Source organism: Campylobacter rectus (assembly GCF_004803795.1).
Taxonomy (GTDB): domain Bacteria; phylum Campylobacterota; class Campylobacteria; order Campylobacterales; family Campylobacteraceae; genus Campylobacter_A; species Campylobacter_A rectus.
Genome location: NZ_CP012543.1, coordinates 105,210 through 121,611 on the forward strand (window position 1 = coordinate 105,210; position 16,402 = coordinate 121,611).

At 46.5% G+C, this 16,402-nt stretch carries 14 protein-coding genes and 1 tRNA gene; 9 read left to right on the forward strand and 6 right to left on the reverse strand.

What is annotated here, in order from left to right; genetic code table 11:
• From CRECT_RS00605 to CRECT_RS00640, 8 genes are all read left to right on the forward strand, one after another.
• Nucleotides 1-558, forward strand: a complete 558-nt coding sequence (locus tag CRECT_RS00605) for a hypothetical protein (protein ID WP_039887640.1) — start codon at nucleotides 1-3, stop codon at nucleotides 556-558.
• A gap of 553 nt (nucleotides 559-1,111) precedes the next feature.
• On the forward strand, nucleotides 1,112-1,981 hold the full coding sequence (locus tag CRECT_RS00610; protein ID WP_002943267.1) for a hypothetical protein: 870 nt from the start codon (nucleotides 1,112-1,114) through the stop codon (nucleotides 1,979-1,981).
• Nucleotides 1,982-2,029: 48 nt separating this feature from the next.
• Entirely contained in the window at nucleotides 2,030-3,943 is a 1,914-nt protein-coding gene (tkt, locus tag CRECT_RS00615; protein ID WP_002943452.1) for a transketolase, read from the forward strand.
• 270 nt (nucleotides 3,944-4,213) lie between these two features.
• Nucleotides 4,214-4,384 (forward strand): hypothetical protein, encoded by a 171-nt coding sequence (locus tag CRECT_RS00620; RefSeq protein ID WP_002943107.1) that lies wholly within the window; start codon nucleotides 4,214-4,216, stop codon nucleotides 4,382-4,384.
• Entirely contained in the window at nucleotides 4,384-5,178 is a 795-nt protein-coding gene (locus CRECT_RS00625) for an undecaprenyl-diphosphate phosphatase (RefSeq protein ID WP_002943571.1), read from the forward strand. Before CRECT_RS00620 ends, CRECT_RS00625 begins: the two co-directional genes overlap by 1 nt.
• Nucleotides 5,179-5,474: 296 nt before the next feature.
• Nucleotides 5,475-5,921: a S24 family peptidase gene (locus CRECT_RS12390; RefSeq protein ID WP_002943332.1), complete on the forward strand. Its 447-nt coding sequence runs from the start codon at nucleotides 5,475-5,477 to the stop codon at nucleotides 5,919-5,921.
• A gap of 19 nt (nucleotides 5,922-5,940) precedes the next feature.
• Nucleotides 5,941-6,732 (forward strand): HipA family kinase, encoded by a 792-nt coding sequence (locus CRECT_RS00635; protein ID WP_002943060.1) that lies wholly within the window; start codon nucleotides 5,941-5,943, stop codon nucleotides 6,730-6,732.
• 9 nt (nucleotides 6,733-6,741) lie between these two features.
• Nucleotides 6,742-7,482 carry a hypothetical protein gene (locus CRECT_RS00640; protein WP_002943096.1) on the forward strand — a complete coding sequence of 247 codons (741 nt, stop codon included), beginning with the start codon at nucleotides 6,742-6,744 and terminating at the stop codon, nucleotides 7,480-7,482.
• A gap of 871 nt (nucleotides 7,483-8,353) precedes the next feature.
• Here CRECT_RS00640 and CRECT_RS00645 read toward each other — a convergent pair.
• Nucleotides 8,354-8,442 (reverse strand) — tRNA-Ser (locus CRECT_RS00645).
• A gap of 177 nt (nucleotides 8,443-8,619) precedes the next feature.
• Nucleotides 8,620-9,450 (reverse strand): class I SAM-dependent methyltransferase, encoded by an 831-nt coding sequence (locus CRECT_RS00650; protein WP_002943299.1) that lies wholly within the window; start codon nucleotides 9,448-9,450, stop codon nucleotides 8,620-8,622.
• Between the two features lie 141 nt (nucleotides 9,451-9,591).
• Here CRECT_RS00650 and CRECT_RS00655 point away from each other — a divergent pair, with 141 nt between their 5' ends.
• Nucleotides 9,592-10,329 (forward strand): hydroxymethylpyrimidine/phosphomethylpyrimidine kinase, encoded by a 738-nt coding sequence (locus tag CRECT_RS00655; protein ID WP_002943034.1) that lies wholly within the window; start codon nucleotides 9,592-9,594, stop codon nucleotides 10,327-10,329.
• Between the two features lie 452 nt (nucleotides 10,330-10,781).
• Here CRECT_RS00655 and CRECT_RS00660 read toward each other — a convergent pair whose 3' ends face one another.
• The 4 genes from CRECT_RS00660 to pyrE all read right to left on the reverse strand — a co-directional run bounded on the left by CRECT_RS00660 (nucleotide 10,782) and on the right by pyrE (nucleotide 16,012).
• On the reverse strand, nucleotides 10,782-11,894 hold the full coding sequence (locus CRECT_RS00660) for a hypothetical protein (protein ID WP_002943590.1): 1,113 nt from the start codon (nucleotides 11,892-11,894) through the stop codon (nucleotides 10,782-10,784).
• A gap of 227 nt (nucleotides 11,895-12,121) precedes the next feature.
• The gene (locus CRECT_RS00665; RefSeq protein ID WP_002943557.1) at nucleotides 12,122-13,666 is read right to left on the reverse strand and encodes a type IV secretory system conjugative DNA transfer family protein; all 1,545 of its coding nucleotides are present in this window, start codon (nucleotides 13,664-13,666) and stop codon (nucleotides 12,122-12,124) included.
• Between the two features lie 571 nt (nucleotides 13,667-14,237).
• Nucleotides 14,238-14,660 (reverse strand): RDD family protein, encoded by a 423-nt coding sequence (locus CRECT_RS00670; protein ID WP_002943309.1) that lies wholly within the window; start codon nucleotides 14,658-14,660, stop codon nucleotides 14,238-14,240.
• Between the two features lie 740 nt (nucleotides 14,661-15,400).
• A complete protein-coding gene (gene pyrE / locus CRECT_RS00675) occupies nucleotides 15,401-16,012 on the reverse strand; it encodes an orotate phosphoribosyltransferase (RefSeq protein ID WP_039887689.1) in 612 nt (203 codons plus the stop codon).
• Nucleotides 16,013-16,402: the final 390 nt, after the last annotated feature.

Here is a 16,402-nt window from a genome sequence, read left to right on the forward strand (position 1 = left end):
ATGAACGAGCCTTATATCGTTAAAATTTCAGATAGCGACGCGATGATGTTCGGCTGCGAAGCGGACGAGCGGGTGCGCGAATTTGCCGCTAAATTTGACGGCTGGGAGTACGAAAGCGAGTTTGAGCGGACCGGCTATCTGCTCGGCACGGACGTTTTTATCGAGGTTGCGAGCGAGGAGAGCTTAAATGAAGGCGCCTTACGCGCTCAAATTCCAAACGAAAAGGCTTTGGGCGCTGATGGCGGCACGACGTTTTTGAGCCTGCGCGAGTGGGACAGCAAGGAACACTGGCGGGTTAGCGCGAGCGGTGAAATTTTACGCGCCATCAGCGAGGATGAGGACGGCGGCGCGGCGTATCTGCTCCTTAGCCCGCGACATATCGCCGCAGAGGAGCTGCGAGGCGCCTTTGCGGACAAGCCGCCGCAGGAATTTGCGAGCATTATCGAAAGCCTTGAAGCCAAATACGACTGCAAGGACCGAATACTCTGCTACATTGTTTGCTATTTTACGCCGAGGGGCAAAGAGGGGATGCGGGCGGACTTCGGCGTGCAAATTTAAAGCGCGGCGGATTAAATTTAAAATTTGTCTGCGCAGCGCGCTTGCGCCGAACAACGAGAGTTTGATCTTGCGTGCAAAACCTGCGCCGCATGAGTGCAAACAAAACTTAAGCGATAAAATTTAAACAGCCGCGACGAGCGAAAACAGAGGCCGAAATGATAAAATTTCAAGGCGAAGGCATAGAAGAACCGGAGGTTTGGCGCTACGCCTCAAAGCACCAATATAGCTCTTGGCGTTTGTTTAATAAAAAATTTTATAAAATTTGACGAAATGGACACGACGGGCCGTTTTTGGATGCAAAGAGAGCTTAAGCGGTCTTTGGAAACGAAATTTGACAGAATTTACGGAAAATGCGAAGTAGAATTAAACGCGGGAGGCAAAAATGGCAAGAACGGATGGCTTGGAGAGTTTCGGGCGGGATTACGTAAGGCGGGTCAGGAACGGGTCGTTGTCGCGGCCGGATGCGGTGGCGAGCGATAAAGAGCGCGCCTTAAAACTTATGGTTTGCTAGTCAATTAATAAGTGTTTAAAAAACTAAAATTTAGGAGAAAACGTGAAAAGTTTGGACGAAATTTTACTCTCTTTTGACAAAAATACGCAAAATATTTTATTTCTAAACGGCAAGGGCGCTAAACACCCCGTTTGGGACGATGCGAACGAGGTTTTCGCAAAGGCGGTGGAGCAAATTTTAGATAAAAGTCTGGGGCTGCAAAAGGGCGTGGACTATAGCAAAACGCCTAAATTTTACGGCGCCCGGCCGCTCGCGTTTATCGGCGTGCATGCGCAGATGATCGGGCGAAAAAGCATAGGATTTTTACTCACGAGTCGTCATCTTTTGGTTAAATTTGACGCGTCGGCCGCAAATACCGATGAGGTAGCGGCGGCGTTTAGGCTAGACAAGTATCTGCAAAACGAGCTGGAAAATCTCGCGTGGCAAGAGCTGGAAAAATGCGAATTTGAAATCGAGAGCGAGATAAAGGCGGCGATGAAAAGGACGCTAAAAGCCGTTTTAAACGCTATTTTTGAGGATGGCGTCCAAAACGACGAGGATAAAATTTCCGATAAACTTTTAGAGCTCGGCCTTGGCGAAGCGTTAAAAACGCCGCTTGACGAGAGTAAGTTACTATCTAAATCGCTCGGCGTTTTTAAGCCCAGCTCGCCGATTTTTCATAGCTTAGATAGAGCGCTTTTTGGACTCAGTAAGCCTTTTGGCGTGATACTAGACGAGCGCGGACTCATCAGCCGCGATCTGATGGAAGAGCCGGTTTTTAGCTCGTGGGACGAGATCGGGGGCGCACAAATCGAAGTAAAAGAGGACGCCGTAATAATAGGCGAAAAAGAGCATAAGATACCTTTTGAGCTAAAAGAGAAAAAGGAAAATTTCGCCGAGTTTTTAAAATTTACGGCGGCGTTAAAAGCGTAAAATTTAAGCCAAATTTTCGTATAATCGCATAAAAACTAAGGAGAAAAAATGCTAAAAAAGATGGCTGATACGATAAGGTTTTTGTGCGCGGATATGGTGCAGCAGGCAAACAGCGGGCATCCGGGCGCGCCGATGGGGCTAGCGGACGTCATGGTCGTGCTGGCTAAATTTCTAAATCACAATCCTAAAAATCCAAACTGGCTAAACCGCGACAGGCTCGTATTTAGCGGAGGCCACGCAAGCTCGCTCGTATATAGCTTTTTGCATCTTAGCGGCTATGATCTTAGCCTTGACGATCTAAAAAACTTCCGCCAGCTGGGCTCTAAAACCCCCGGCCACCCGGAGATCCACACCAAAGGCGTCGAGGTAGCGACCGGACCTCTAGGCCAGGGCGTAGCAAACGCGGTGGGCTTTGCTATGGCGGCAAAATACGCGGCTAATCTACTAAACGAGCCTGAAAACGCCGTCATCGACCATAAAATTTACTGCCTTTGCGGCGACGGAGACTTGCAGGAGGGCATCAGCTACGAGGCCTGTGCGGTTGCGGGCAACCTGCACCTAGACAACCTCGTGCTGATCTACGACTCAAACAACATCACGATCGAGGGCGACACGAGTATCGCTTGGAGCGAGGACGTGAAGGCTAGGTTTGAGGCTCAGGGCTGGGACGTCGCGCGTATCGACGGCCACGACTACGATCAGATCGAGTTTGCGCTCGAGCAAGCCGCGGAGAAGGAACGCCCGTATCTCATCATCGCAAACACCCGTATAGCAAAGGGCGCGGGCGAGCTAGAGGGCAGTCACCACAGCCACGGCGCGCCGCTTGGCGAGGAGATCATCAAGGCTGCTAAAATCGCAGCGGGCTTTGACCCAGAGCGTAAATTTGCTATTGACGAGGACGTGCTGATTTGTTTCCGCGCAGCTCTAGAAAAGGGCGACCTAGCCGAAGCTCAGTGGAACAAAAAAATAGAAAATCTAAGCGATGAGAGCAAAAATATGCTAAATTCGCTGCTAAATCCTGATTTTAGCAAGATAAATTTCCCTGATTTTAGCGGTAAAAAGCTAGCCACGCGCGACAGTAACGGCATCATCATGAACGAGATCGCGCGCACGATGCCGGGCTTTATCGGCGGTAGCGCGGATCTGGCTCCGTCAAACAAAACCGAGCTAAAGGGCATGGGCGACTTCCCTAACGGCCGCAACATCCACTACGGTATCCGCGAGCACGCTATGGCCGCGATAAACAACGCGGTCGCTAGATACGGGCTTTTCTTGCCGTTTAGCGCGACGTTTTTTATCTTTAGCGACTATCTAAAGCCGTCTGCGCGTATCGCCTCGCTGATGAGCGTTAGGCACTTTTTTATCTTTACGCACGATAGTATCGGCGTGGGCGAGGACGGCCCGACGCATCAGCCTATCGAGCAGCTTAGCACGCTTCGCGCGATGCCGAATTTTTACACCTTCCGCCCGGCCGACGGCAACGAAAACGCGCTTTGCTGGAAGGCGGCGTTAAATTTACGCGCTCCAAGCGCCTTCGTGCTAAGCCGCCAAGGCCTAGCTCCGCTTGAAAAAGGCGAATTTGGCGGCGTAGAAAACGGCGCATATCTGCTAAAACGCGCGCAAAACGCCAAAATCACGCTAATAGCTAGCGGTAGCGAAGTGGAGCTTTGCGTCAAGGCGGCTGAAATTTTAGCCGCTCGCGGTATCGGCGCCAACGTCGTCTCCGCGCCGTGCTTTGACCTGCTTTGCGAGCAGCCGCGCGAGTACGTGGATAAAATTTTAGATCCGCAAACCAAAATCATCGCCGTCGAAGCCGCAAGCGCGCTGGAGTGGTATAAATTTGCGGATGAAATCTACTCGATGAAGAGCTTCGGCGAGAGCGGCAAGGCGGGCGCATTGTTCGAATACTTCGGCTTCACGCCTGAAAAGATTGTGGAATTCGCGCAGGAAACGGCGAAGTAAATTTAGCCTCTTAAATTTGACGGGTTAGGCTAAGGCTACGGCCGTCAAATTTGAGGACAATATCGCTGTTTCGGGTGCAAATTTAATGACTCTTGACGGGCGAGACCCGCATCAAATTTACGCGGTTTGCTCGCGACAAAATCAAATTTATAAAAAGGAAAAGTTTGCAAAAATATAGGCAAAAGGCAGGGCGATTCGCCGACGAAAATTTCATCTTAAATTTAGTTCGCGGCGCGGGTAAATTTGATACCAAAAAATGAACTTCTAAGCATGAAAAATAGCGTAAATTTCGTCAAATTTTACAGCAAATTCGACGTTACCGCAAAGCTAAACGTAAAAAACAAATTTAGCGTAGAAAATTCAGCCGAACAAATTTACGCTCAAGATAAAATCAAATTTAGTGCGCAAAATGCGATTAAATTTAATCAAAAGGCCGCGTGATGGAGCTTTCGCATATCATCGTTTTGGCCCTAGTTCAGGGCATTAGCGAGTTTTTGCCGATCTCTAGCTCGGCGCATCTCGTGCTCGTGCCAAAGCTGCTTGGCTGGGCGGATCAAGGGCTAGCATTTGACGTTGCCGTTCACGTAGGCACGCTCGCGGCGATACTTTTTTATTTTAAAGACAGGCTTGCGGGGCTTATGCGAGATTTTTTCGCGTCTATCGCGCAGCGCGAGAAGGTCGGCGACAGCACGCTCGTGTGGTCGGTCGGCTTTGCGACCGTGCCGGTGGGGCTTTTTGGCCTAGCGTTTAACGACGCCATCGAGCAGTACGCTAGAAACGGACTCGTGATCGCGGCGATGACGATAATTTTCGGTATCGCGCTCTACGTCGCGGACAAAAAATCAGGCCTAAAAACCGAATACGATATGACGATCAAGCTCGCTCTCATCGTGGGTCTAGCGCAGGCGATCGCGCTCGTGCCGGGCGTTTCGCGCTCGGGAGTGACGATGACGGCGGCGCTTATGCTTGGCTTTAGCCACAAAGCAAGCGCGAATTTCTCGTTTTTGCTCTCGATCCCGGTGATCGTGCTAGCAGGCGGACTCGAGGCGGTGAAACTAATAAAAAACCCAGACGCGCTGCCTTGGAGCGACCTTGCTATCGGCGCGGCGGTTAGCGGCCTTAGCGCGTATCTGTGCGTGCGGCTGTTTATGGCGCTGATCGCGCGAGCCAGTATGCTGCCGTTTGTGATTTACCGCATGATTTTGGGCGTATTTTTGTTTGTGATGTTTTTATAAAGACAGCCGAATTTGGGCTCAAATTTGAGGTTTGCGGTCCAAATTCGCTTTGTAAATTTAAAGCGCAAATTTGACTAAGACGGGTCAAAATTTAGCTTTTCTAAAACCTCTTTTATCCTTGCGCTTCTGCTCTCTACACTGGAGGAACGACAAATAGTGGTGCAGTCTATTAAATCTAGTTCTAATTCATCTCTGTAATCTAACTTCTTCATAACCAAATCTTACTTAAAGTAATTTGATTTTTTTAAGAAAAAGTTATAAAATCTTACCTCAAGTAATTTTTTTGGAAGTAAAAAATGAAAACATTTGCACAAAAAATAGATGAGTTGCTAAAAGAAAAAGACATTAATACTATACAGCTAGCCGATATTTTAAGCGTTTCGCAGTCATTGGTTGGCCAGTGGTTATTGGGGCAAAAAAATACAACAAAATTTTTAGCACCTCTGTCAAAATTTTCTGGCTACCCTATTGAATATTTTGTAAATGACAACATAGAAACCCCCGATCAAATAATTAACAATATAAAAGACGACAAAAACGACAGACAAAAGGCAATAGAGGGCGCGATATACGTTTGTAGATACGACAATGAGCTACTGGTTAAAAGATTTAAAAAACGCCCGCATTTCGCGCTAATAAGTGATAATAGAGACTACGAGCCGATAAAAATCGAAGAGGATTTAAGCATTGAGATTTTAGGCCGCGTAGCCCTTTGCTACTCCATAAATTCAAAGAGGTTTTAGAGGTAGGGAAGGACAGCAAGTGATAAAACGGCTTGAGATAAAAGATGTATTAGAAACAGCAGACTATGGGGCTACTGCACCCGTATGGGTGCGGGCTAGTGATAATAAAATTTATCTTTTAAAATTCAGGCACGAACAAAACGCCGAAAAGGACATATCTAATTTTAACGAATTTTTGGCTTTTATGCTTATGCGAGAGCTGGGACTTAGAATATACAAGTATAATATTGCTTTTATCACTATTAATGAGTCGTCTTTGCAGTTATTTAGTGGCAAAGTTTCTGCAGAAAGCCAGTTGAATGCTAATGGGTCGTTAGGAACAAATATCGGCATCTTAAAAATTGACGGTGCTCAAAAATTTACTTTTTCAGACATCAGCAAGATGCCCAAAAGCCTCATAAAGAGGATTGCGAACATCGACAATATTATGATGAATTCTGACAGGACTCAGGACAACACCAATATTCTTTACAACCCAAAAACTAAAAAATACTCCCCTATTGATTTTGGCCTGTCGTTGTTGAGCCATAGGGTATATGAAAAAATCAAAAATGGCGAGCAAATAGGCGAAATGTATATGAATTGGACGGCAGGAGATGTTACAAAAGATAGGTATTATATTTTTAAAAACCAAAATAAATTAAATTTTAATAAGAATTACAATACTATAATCACGATGATAGACGGCATATTGGCACAATGCCCTAGCGAGTGGGAGGTTTTGCAGTATGCTAACGAGATAAAGCAAATAATCGCGATGCGTATATTGACCGATACGTTTAAAGGGGCTTGCCCTTGTTATGATTTTTAGGGTAATAAAATGAAACTTGCAAAATACAAAGTTATTCATTGGTATATGGATAAATTATCGCTTGAATTTTTAAATATCGGCGTGGTCATATTTGACGATACCGTCTTTAAATTTGAACTCGTAAGCGACGAAATCATAAAAAGAATGGGCGTGTCGCCATTTATAAACAAAAGAGTGCTTGCATATACAGTTGATTACATTAACGCTCTATTGTCGGGGGTATCAAGCGAAAAAGAGCTAGAACAGGCACTATCAAAAGAATATTTTGACAATTTTAGGTTTAGCCAGACGCAGTTTTTCCACGCTTTTGACAATATGGAGAATGAGCTAAATGAGCTATTTTATCGATACATCTATTACAAATTCGGAACAAAGCGCGATAAGCCCCAAGGTATCAATAGAGAGCATATAAAAGAAGCGGTTAGAGAGTTAGCAGATAAAGAATTTAAAAATAGCATAAAGATCAAAAAAAGAGACGGGTTTGATTTTAGTCTAATAGTAAAAGACAGAGAATACCCGTCAATCTTAGGCAGCATAGAGAACAAAGAGGATATTGGGCGCGCATTCAACCGCCAATTAGAAATACCTAACTTTAGCGGCATATATGGCATTACTACACCAGAGCTCAGAATTACCAACAAGACCGCAATGTTTAAAGACGCCCTTTTAAAGGTAGGGTATGAGCCCATACAGTTTGCGGATAAAGATCAGATATACGATAGCCTAGAAAAACTATTAGGCGTGGCTTAATTTTCGTGTTAAAATTTGTTGCGGCTATCCTCGTGATAGCCTCCCCTCTTTTCGCCTTCTCCGGCAAAGCCGTCTCTATTCACGACGGCGACACGATCACGGCACTTCAAGGCAAACAGCAAATCAAAATTAGATTATTCGGTATCGACGCGCTCGAGTTGAAACAACTCTACGGCAAAAAATCAAAGCGGTTTCTTTCAATTTAATTACAAGGAAAATTGCAGAAGTCAAAAACTAAAATATATATTAAGGTTGGATAGATCAGGTACGAGATAAAAAGCCGGATATCAGACGGCTAGATTGTATTGCGCAAGAGATAGAACCATTAAAAGGATTAAATTTGGATGACGATTTCATAACCAAAAACGAAGCCTTAAAAGATCCCAATAATATCGATATACTCATTTTTTTCACAAAGTAAAATGGGATTAATGATAGCCAACAAGGCAAATTTAAGAGCAATCTACTTTTAAAAACATCTCGTCGGCATTGCTATTTTTTATTTTACATATAATGGGCTTTTTCTAAAATATATCTCGTTTCATACGGCAAATTTTCGCGTTTTTTCTAGCGCACGAATGCATAAAGCATAAAAACGCGCAATCCCTTATGCTTTCTTCTCAAAATACCCTTTTGCTACTTTTTATTAATTTTTTTAGCTCTGCTTCGCTTGCAGTTTGGGTACTATATATCATTTTGGCTGATTTTTTTAGATAGTCGGCCAAATAGTCAGCAAAAAATCGCCGCTGCGAGTTTCTTTTGGTTTCTTTTTATTGTCGTAAGTTTATGTAAAAATGCTTTAAATTATCGTTAAAAACGGGATTTTATTGCTGTAACTTGCGGGGGGGGGTCTGTGTGTTTCTTGAAGTGGTGGCAGATGGGAAGGGATTTGAACCCTCGAAGGCTATTCACCTTACACGCGTTCCAGGCGTGCTCCTTCAACCGCTCGGACACCCATCTATGAAGCCTGGATTATAGCTAAAATTTAATAAGCTAAAACTTAGGTTTGAAATTTAGTCAAGTTTTTACGGCAGCGTCAAATTTGAGCGTGCATAAGGACTTTAGCGTCATAAAGGTGCAGGTTAGCTCGCAAATCCGTCAAATTTGCCGCCAAATTTAGCCTAAATTTGAGCAAATTTATCCGCGCTTACCCAGAGCGAAAACAAACATCCTGCACGCCTCGCGAAACGGTTTTATCCAGCTCATCACGCGTCCAACTAACCCCCAGCGGTGTTTGTACATATTCATCATCGTGCCGATTTCCAGGCACTTTATGCGCTCTTTATCCCACGCCTCGACCTCGTCCGCGCCCGCGATACCCATCTTGATTTTTACCTCCTCTTTCATAAATTTTAGCGTGTCGTGTTTGCGTGTATTCATTTTTGTCGCGAAGTCGTTGAGTAGATCGACCAGCACCAGCCCGCTAAATCGCGCCGCCAAATTTAAGAAAAACTCCCGAAAAATCGGCTTTTCAAAAAACATCGACACGCCTTCTAGCACGAAAACAAACTCCTCTCCCGCGTGCTTTGCGGCCAGCTCATCCATCCACGCAGTCTCTAACATCGAGCAGGGTAGGCCGTAGTTTCGCGGCGCTTTGGGTACGAGCTTGTCGCGAAGGGCTATGACGTCGGGTAGATCAAGGTCATAAAAGGTCGCCTCGGGGCAAAGAGGAGCTAGCCGCAGGGGTCTGGTATCAAGCCCCGCGCCAAGCTGCACGATGACGGCGCTCGGGTGCGTGCGGGTAAATTTTACTATCCAATCGTCGAAAAACCTCGCCCGTATGGCTACGCCGACCCTGCTTAGCTTTGAGCGGTCAAATTTAGCGAAATCATACTCGATGCGGTTTACGACGTCCTTTGAAAACTCGTCTTTTAAAATCGGCTCGGGGTGCTTGTTTTCGAGGCTTCTAAGGTATAAATTTATGAGCAGAGTCTCTGAAACGGCATCGGTAAAAGCGATCTTTTCCATCTCTTTTTCTCCTTTATTTTGATAATCTTTATAGAAATTGTAGTGCAAATAGATTTAAAATTTTATAAATTTCTATGTTTAACGCGTCGTTAATGCAATGTCGTTTATAATACGGCTTTCAAAAACGAAAAAAGGCAAAAAATGAAAAAAATCCTCATCATCGCGGGCTCATGCAGCAACGGCGGCGCGGGACTGCAAGCCGATATCAAGGCATGCGCGCACTTTGGCTGCTATAGCGCGACGGCGGTCACGGCGCTAACGGCCGAAAATACGGACAAGATCAAAAATATCGTCTCGCTAGATCCCTCATTCATCGCCGATCAGCTGGGGATGCTCGCGGCAGAGTTTAGCTTCGACGCCGTTAAGATCGGCATGCTCTTTAACGAGCCTATCATGGACGTCGTGCAGAGCTTTTTAGAAAAAAACTCCGCTCCCGTGGTGCTAGATCCCGTCTGCGTCTCGAAAATGGGGCACAAACTCATCAAAGATAGCGCCATCGAGCGACTAAAAGAGCTGATGAAATTTGCCGCCGTCACGACGCCGAACCTGCGCGAAGCGGACGTGCTTTTCGGCGATGATTTTACGAATTTGCCGTGCGACGTGATCGTGAAAAAACACATCGTCGTAGGCAAAAGCATCGACACGCTTTACCGCAAGGACGGTAGCGTGCAAAACTTTGAGACGCCGCTAGCCGACCCGCTGGTTATCATCGGCGCGGGCTGCACGTTTTCTAGCTCGCTAGCCTGCCTGCTCGCTCGCGGCGAGAGCCTAGAAAGCGCCATCCAACAAGGCAAAGAATATATCTACAACGCCATAATCACGGGCATCGACACGAATCTAGGCGTGAGAAAACTGCTAAATCACGGGGTTAAATTTTAAATTTAGCTTGAGACCGTGCGACGAATTCGGGTTAAATTTAAGCGGAAAAAGGGCGCGGTAGTTTGGCCAAATTTAGCCCAAGCGTGCGCGCAAAACCCCTTAAATTTGATGAAAATAGCGCATTTTGGCGGTCTTGATTTAAATTTGTGCGGTTTGAATGTCTGACGAAATTCTGAGATTAAATTTATCCGTCGGAATTTAAAGCAATAAGTTGGTGGGAGTATATTTTATTTCTGCGGCGTTGCATAAATTCGCTCCGTTGGAATTTAAAACCTAACGCGCATACACCCGCGCCTGCTTCGGCGACCAAACTCGGATTTTCCCGCTAGAGCTTAAATTTGAGCCTGAAGCGGACGTGGTCAAATTTAGTCAAATGCGTTTTGGCGCGGATATTGCGAATTTGACTAAATTTATCTCGCAACATAGATTTTGCAGTCAAATTTAGCCCGATTTTACTCTTTTATCTCCTCGTAAACGCTCAAATTTCGCACCAGACAAACAATAGTTATTATTGACAGTATCGGGATTAGCGGCAAATACAAATAAACAAAAGTCGCTGCCGCATCACTACTATGCACAGCCTTGTCCATAAAAAACAGCGAGCCGACAGGATAATACAAAACCAGCGTCATAATCGCAAAATTTTCTAACCCAAAAATCGCATTGCTTCCTTCGGGATCTTCAATAAAAAGCTTGCTGTATCTACGATTTGTAAAGAAAAATACAAGCACGCAAACGGCGCTAACTATAAATGCTCCGTACAATCCCTTATCGGAATTTGAAGATAAAATCAAAAAAGCCATCACTGCAAAGCTCACGAAGGCAAATCTGATTAAGCGATGAATCTGATATCTGCGCTTTAAATTTTCAGGGATTTGCGCTAAGGCTTTGCCGTATTCCAGCGCTTCGGCTTCCTCATCGCTTTGACTTGGCTCGACTTCGCGGTTCGCGCCCTCAAATTTGCGCTCGGATTCAGCCGCTTCGCTTTGGGCGGCTTGCGTTTCGTTGCCCGCTTGGCTTAAATTTTGTTCGCCGGTCGCTTCGTCAGCCGCTTTTTCGCTTTTTTCTTTCGACCTTAACGCTCTTTGCGGCAGATACACGGTCTCATCGGCAGCAAATTCGTCATTGGCATTGTGGGCTATTATCGTGACCGGCGTTATTATGATGGAAAATATCATAAGCATTCCGTTAGGCCCCGTACCTGATTTTATCTGAAAATACAATGCTATCACGCTTGCCACAAGACAAAAAAGAGCGATAACCTCGGTGCTTAAAGCCGTAAAAGCTTTGCCCTCGTCGCTAAACAAAAACACGCTGTATCGTTTTCGTCTAAGCGCGCCTAGACAAGCAAGTATGATCAAAAACGACACGAAAAGCATCGCCCCGAACGCAAAAAGCGAATACGGATGATCGTGGTCTACTTCCAAAAGCGACACGAGAAAAACTATGAAGGTCGCTAAAATCCCCGCAAAAAGATACTTGAAAAAGCGCCATCTATCGTAGCTTTTTAAAGTTTCCTGTGAAATTTGACCGATATCGACAGCGATTTTATCCTGCGTTTGCATTCGGCCTCCTTTTTTTGTTATTTTAGCTCAAATTTTAAAAATTTATCGCGTAAAAAACTAAAATCAGCGCCACAAAACCGGCGCGCTTTAGCGTTTGTAAAATCGTCAATGGTCACCGTTTAAATTTATATTGCCTTCAAATCACCGCTGTTTATAGGGTTTGGTGCCATAAATTTTCTTTAAATTCGTCAAATTTAACCCGCACTCTCGCTTAGTCGCCGTCAAATTTACCTAAAGCTTATCTGCGCGTCGTCCGTGCCGTCTTCGAGCGAGATGTTGTAGCCGCCGGTATTTGGCGGGCGTTTATAGATATCTTGCGGGCGGATATCCAGCACCTCGTCGCTAAAAAACACGCATTCGCGCTCGCCCGTATCCACGTCGCGCACCCAGATTTTGCCATCGTCCACGATCTCCTCGTCAAATTCTATCACGCGGTTTTCGTAAATTTTGCCCAGCAGTCGCTCGTGCAGGCGGTTCTCGCGCTCAAACTCTAGCTGCGCTTGCAGGCACTCCGCCTCGTCTATGAAAATAGGCTCCAGTGCGATCTTGTCGCCGTCTAGCACGCACTCGAATTTCTCCAGCGTCGAGCAGTCTACCTCGCTGCCGCCCAGCCTCACGACGTCCTTGTTGCGCATGAAGTAGCGGTTGGTGAGGTTGCCCATCAGCGCCTCGTACGCCGTGCCGCCTATCGCGCGCTTGAGCAAAAACTCGTTTTGAAACGCAAGCACCAGCTCCACCTCGCACTCGCGCAGGATCTCTTCGTTTAGCTCGGTGTTCTCGCTCAGCAGCTTCGCCGACTCGTCGAGAAATAGGCTAATGGGCCTTTTTTGCTTCATCGTTACGCGCTTTAAAAGCTCGGGCAGGAAGCTGTTTAGCAGGAAGCTCAGCGCGCTTTTGTCGCAGCTTGCGGCGTTAAATATCACGATCTTGCCGCTATTTAGCAGCCCTGCGATGCTCGCGTCGCCCGCAGCGCCGTCTCCGTCGCCGTTTAGCGAGTCGTCGTTCATGAGGCCCAGAAACGGCGACATCATCATCGAGTAGTTGCGAAAATCATCCCTCGTGCGCTCGTCGCCGATGTCCTTGTAGCGGCTCGTCGCGTCCAAAAACTCGTCCGCGGTGGCCAAAAACGCTCGGTTTATCATTATCGTCTCGCGGGTGAAATTTAGCGTCGAGGAGTCGAGATTGTCGCAGATTAGGCTCAGCGCGTCTTTAAACTCGAGCATCTTTTCTAGGTCTTGCGAGAGGCGCAGTATCGTAGCGACGTCAAAGGTAAAATCCCGCGCGAGCGTGCGCACGTCGGCGTAGAATGCGTCCGTGTAGTAGTCGTTTAGCGGCGTGATTTTTTTAGCGAAAATTTTAAGCGCCTTTAAAACCTTAAAAAACTCCGTCGCGATGCTCGAGCCAAACTCCTCCCAAAACTTTTCTCTTGATTCCATCGGCTTTTTCACGCAGTTTTTAAAGTCCCGCGGCTTCATCGAGGCGATGAGATTTATAGGCACGTCCAGCCTCGCACCTACGCTCACGACGTCTTTTAGGCGGCCCGCTCTGCGCGCTAGAGCCTTGATCTTGGCGCTTTCGCCGCCTTTATAATCCACGGCGAACACCGCGTAGCCGTTTTGCATGCGGTCAAGCAAATTCGGATATATCATCGCCGTCGTCTTGCCGCTGCCCGTCTCTCCGATGATGGCCGCGTGCGTGAAGTCGCTAGGTATCAGCGCGCCTTTTTTCTCCGCGTTTTCCCGCGTTCTCGTAAATCCCATTATTTTTTGCATATTTTTCCTTATCGGGGGCGATTGTAACGAAATTTGGTTTAAAGATTTAAATTTGACGGGGCGGCGAGCGGGTTAAATTTGGCGCGATACTTTAAAATCGCTCGCCGTAAAAGGCACGGTGCGGGTAAAACGCAAAGACCGCAGACTCGCAACTATGAGCGATTATCTTTGCGCTTTTACGAGTTAGGGTAAATTTACGGATTTTGCGGTTAGGGGATTTCATTTTAGCAAGAGAGCTCAGTCAAATTTAGCCCTTTGCAAACCTGTACCGCAAAAACTCGGGCGAATTTAGCGCGGAGAGGTTTTAAAATTAAACGCCGGATTCGGGTTAAATTTAGAGGTTTTTTAGCGCGCGATTTTGCAAGAGATCGTCGGATTTAGCGGATGCGTGTAAAATTTGAGCTTAAATTTGCGAAAGTTGCCGCTTTGATTTAAGTATCAATAAAACGAATGCGGGTTATGCTAAAATCATAAAATCGCGGTTAAATTCGGCTTAAATTCGGACAAAATCGCCGCCCAATGAGCAAAAACCTATCAAATTTAGATAAAAGCGCACTCAAACGGACAAAAATCATTCCGTTTTTTTGCAGACGGCGGCCGAGTGCGTGAGCAGATCGTGTAAATTTAGCGCGTCCTTGCGAAAAAAACAGAGGCAAAGCCCGACTATACTCACTCCTGCGAGCAAAAAGCACGCGTAGCGGAGCAAAACGCGCGCGAAACCTAGCTTGCGGCCGCTACGCAGGTCGATGAGGTAGATATTTTGCGAGCGGTAGCCGGGCGTCTGGGCTTTGATCGCAAAAAAGGCGCAGCAGATAAGAGCGACCGCAAGATTTGCCGCAAATATCGCGGCTTGGTTGTGCAAAAAGTCGTCTTTGCCCTCCAAAAAAACATAGGTCGTGAGGTAGTATATCGGCATCCCGATCAAGAAAAGATCGGTGATAAAGGCCTTTACTCGCGCGCCGATGCCGGCTAGCCGCGCTTTTTGTTTCGTCAAATTTACTCCTTTTCGCTTTATTTTTGGGCGCTCGTTTTGGATTTTTGAGCGTCAAATTTGATCGCGATTGCCCAAATTTAAGTACTTTTACTTTGTTGCGGCAAATTTACGGCCTGATTTCCGCGCCCTCGTTTCCGCGCGCCCGCCGCTTGCGCCGTCTTATCCGGCCGACCTTGCTCCGCTCATAAACGGAGCTTTGGTTGCGGCCGAATTAATTTATTTTCTCGGCGCAATCTTTAAGGGTTCCGCCGTCTTTGTTTGTTTTTGGCTGCGCACTCGTTTGCGATGATCGATAATTTTCGTCTCATATGTTTTTTCATCAAGCCTGCTTGCGCTTGATTTATCGCCGGCTCCGTATCGTTATCAAGGCGTAAGCAAAAATCGGCATTAAGCGCGAATTCCAAATTTACGGCGTTTATCTTATGCCGAAACTATGCGCCGTTTTTAAATTCATAAATTTTAGGACGCGCTTTCGCGGGTGTAAATTTACTTAAATCTAAATTTGACGGTCGCCGCCAAATGCACAAGACGGCAACGCAAATTTAATTCCGCTCCGATCGCAACTTACAAAAACGCAACGGCGGGCCTCATTTTATCGTCAAATTTATCGCCCAAAATATCGCGGAACGCAGCATGGCCGAGTCAAATTTGATTTGCGATCTGTTTGCATTCATTGACGCCTGCAAAATCAGTCTAAATTTGCGGGGCTAAATCAACCATAGCCGCGAAATTTAACAAATTTAGTTGCCTCTGCTGCCGGGTTTTATCGCCTTGCTTCCGTCGGCGCAGAGAGGGCAGTTTGCGGGACCAAAAATCTCAAACTCAAAGTTTCCAAGCGCGAAAAACGGCTTGTCGGCGGGTAGTTTGGCGCTAGCTTTAGCGACGCTGCCCGCTAAATTTGCGACCTTGCAAAAGCCGCGATTGGCAAGCGCGGCAAACGCCACGACCTCGCCGCCTAGGCTCTCGATCACGCGCGCGGCCTCCAGCGCCGAGCCGCCCGTGGTGATGATGTCCTCGCAGACGACGAATCGCTCGCCTTCCCCTACCTCAAAGCCGCGTCGCAGGCTCATAATGCGCTCGATACGCTCGGTAAAGATAAAGCGCTTTTTCGCTGCGCGAGCTAGCTCGTAGCCGGCCAAAATGCCGCCTAGAGCGGGCGAACAGACGCTGTCAAACTCTACGCCCGATTTTTCGATGACGGCGGCTAACTCGTCCGCTAGAGCGCCCGCTAACTGCGGATCTTCGAGCACTTTGGCGCTTTGGAGATAAAACTGCGAGTGGTTGCCGCTGCTAAGCAAAAAATGCCCCTGCAAAAACGCGCCCGCATCCTTGTAAATCTTCTCTAAATCCATCGTTTTCCTTTGTAAAATTTGAGCGAATTTTACCCTAAGCGCGCTTAAGCTACTATTTCTTGAGCTTTTTGGCGACATATCGGTTTGCGACTTTTGCATCACCGTTAAATTTAACGAAATCGCCGTCAGGCTATAAGCGGCGAGTAATTTTAAATTTGAATGCAAATTTTGGCAAAAAAGCGAGAAGGGCGTGAAAATTTTAGTTTTGTCGGCTAATTTTCGCAAAAAGTAAATTTGGCATATCAAAAAGCCGTATTTTAAAATTTGCGCGACAGGCAAAATGCTGGCTAGAGATAAAATTTGGATAAAAAAGTAAGCATATTTTGAGGCGATAGCGTGGGCGGGCTAAATTCGGCTTTAAAAACGGCAAACCAAATCATAAAAAGCCTT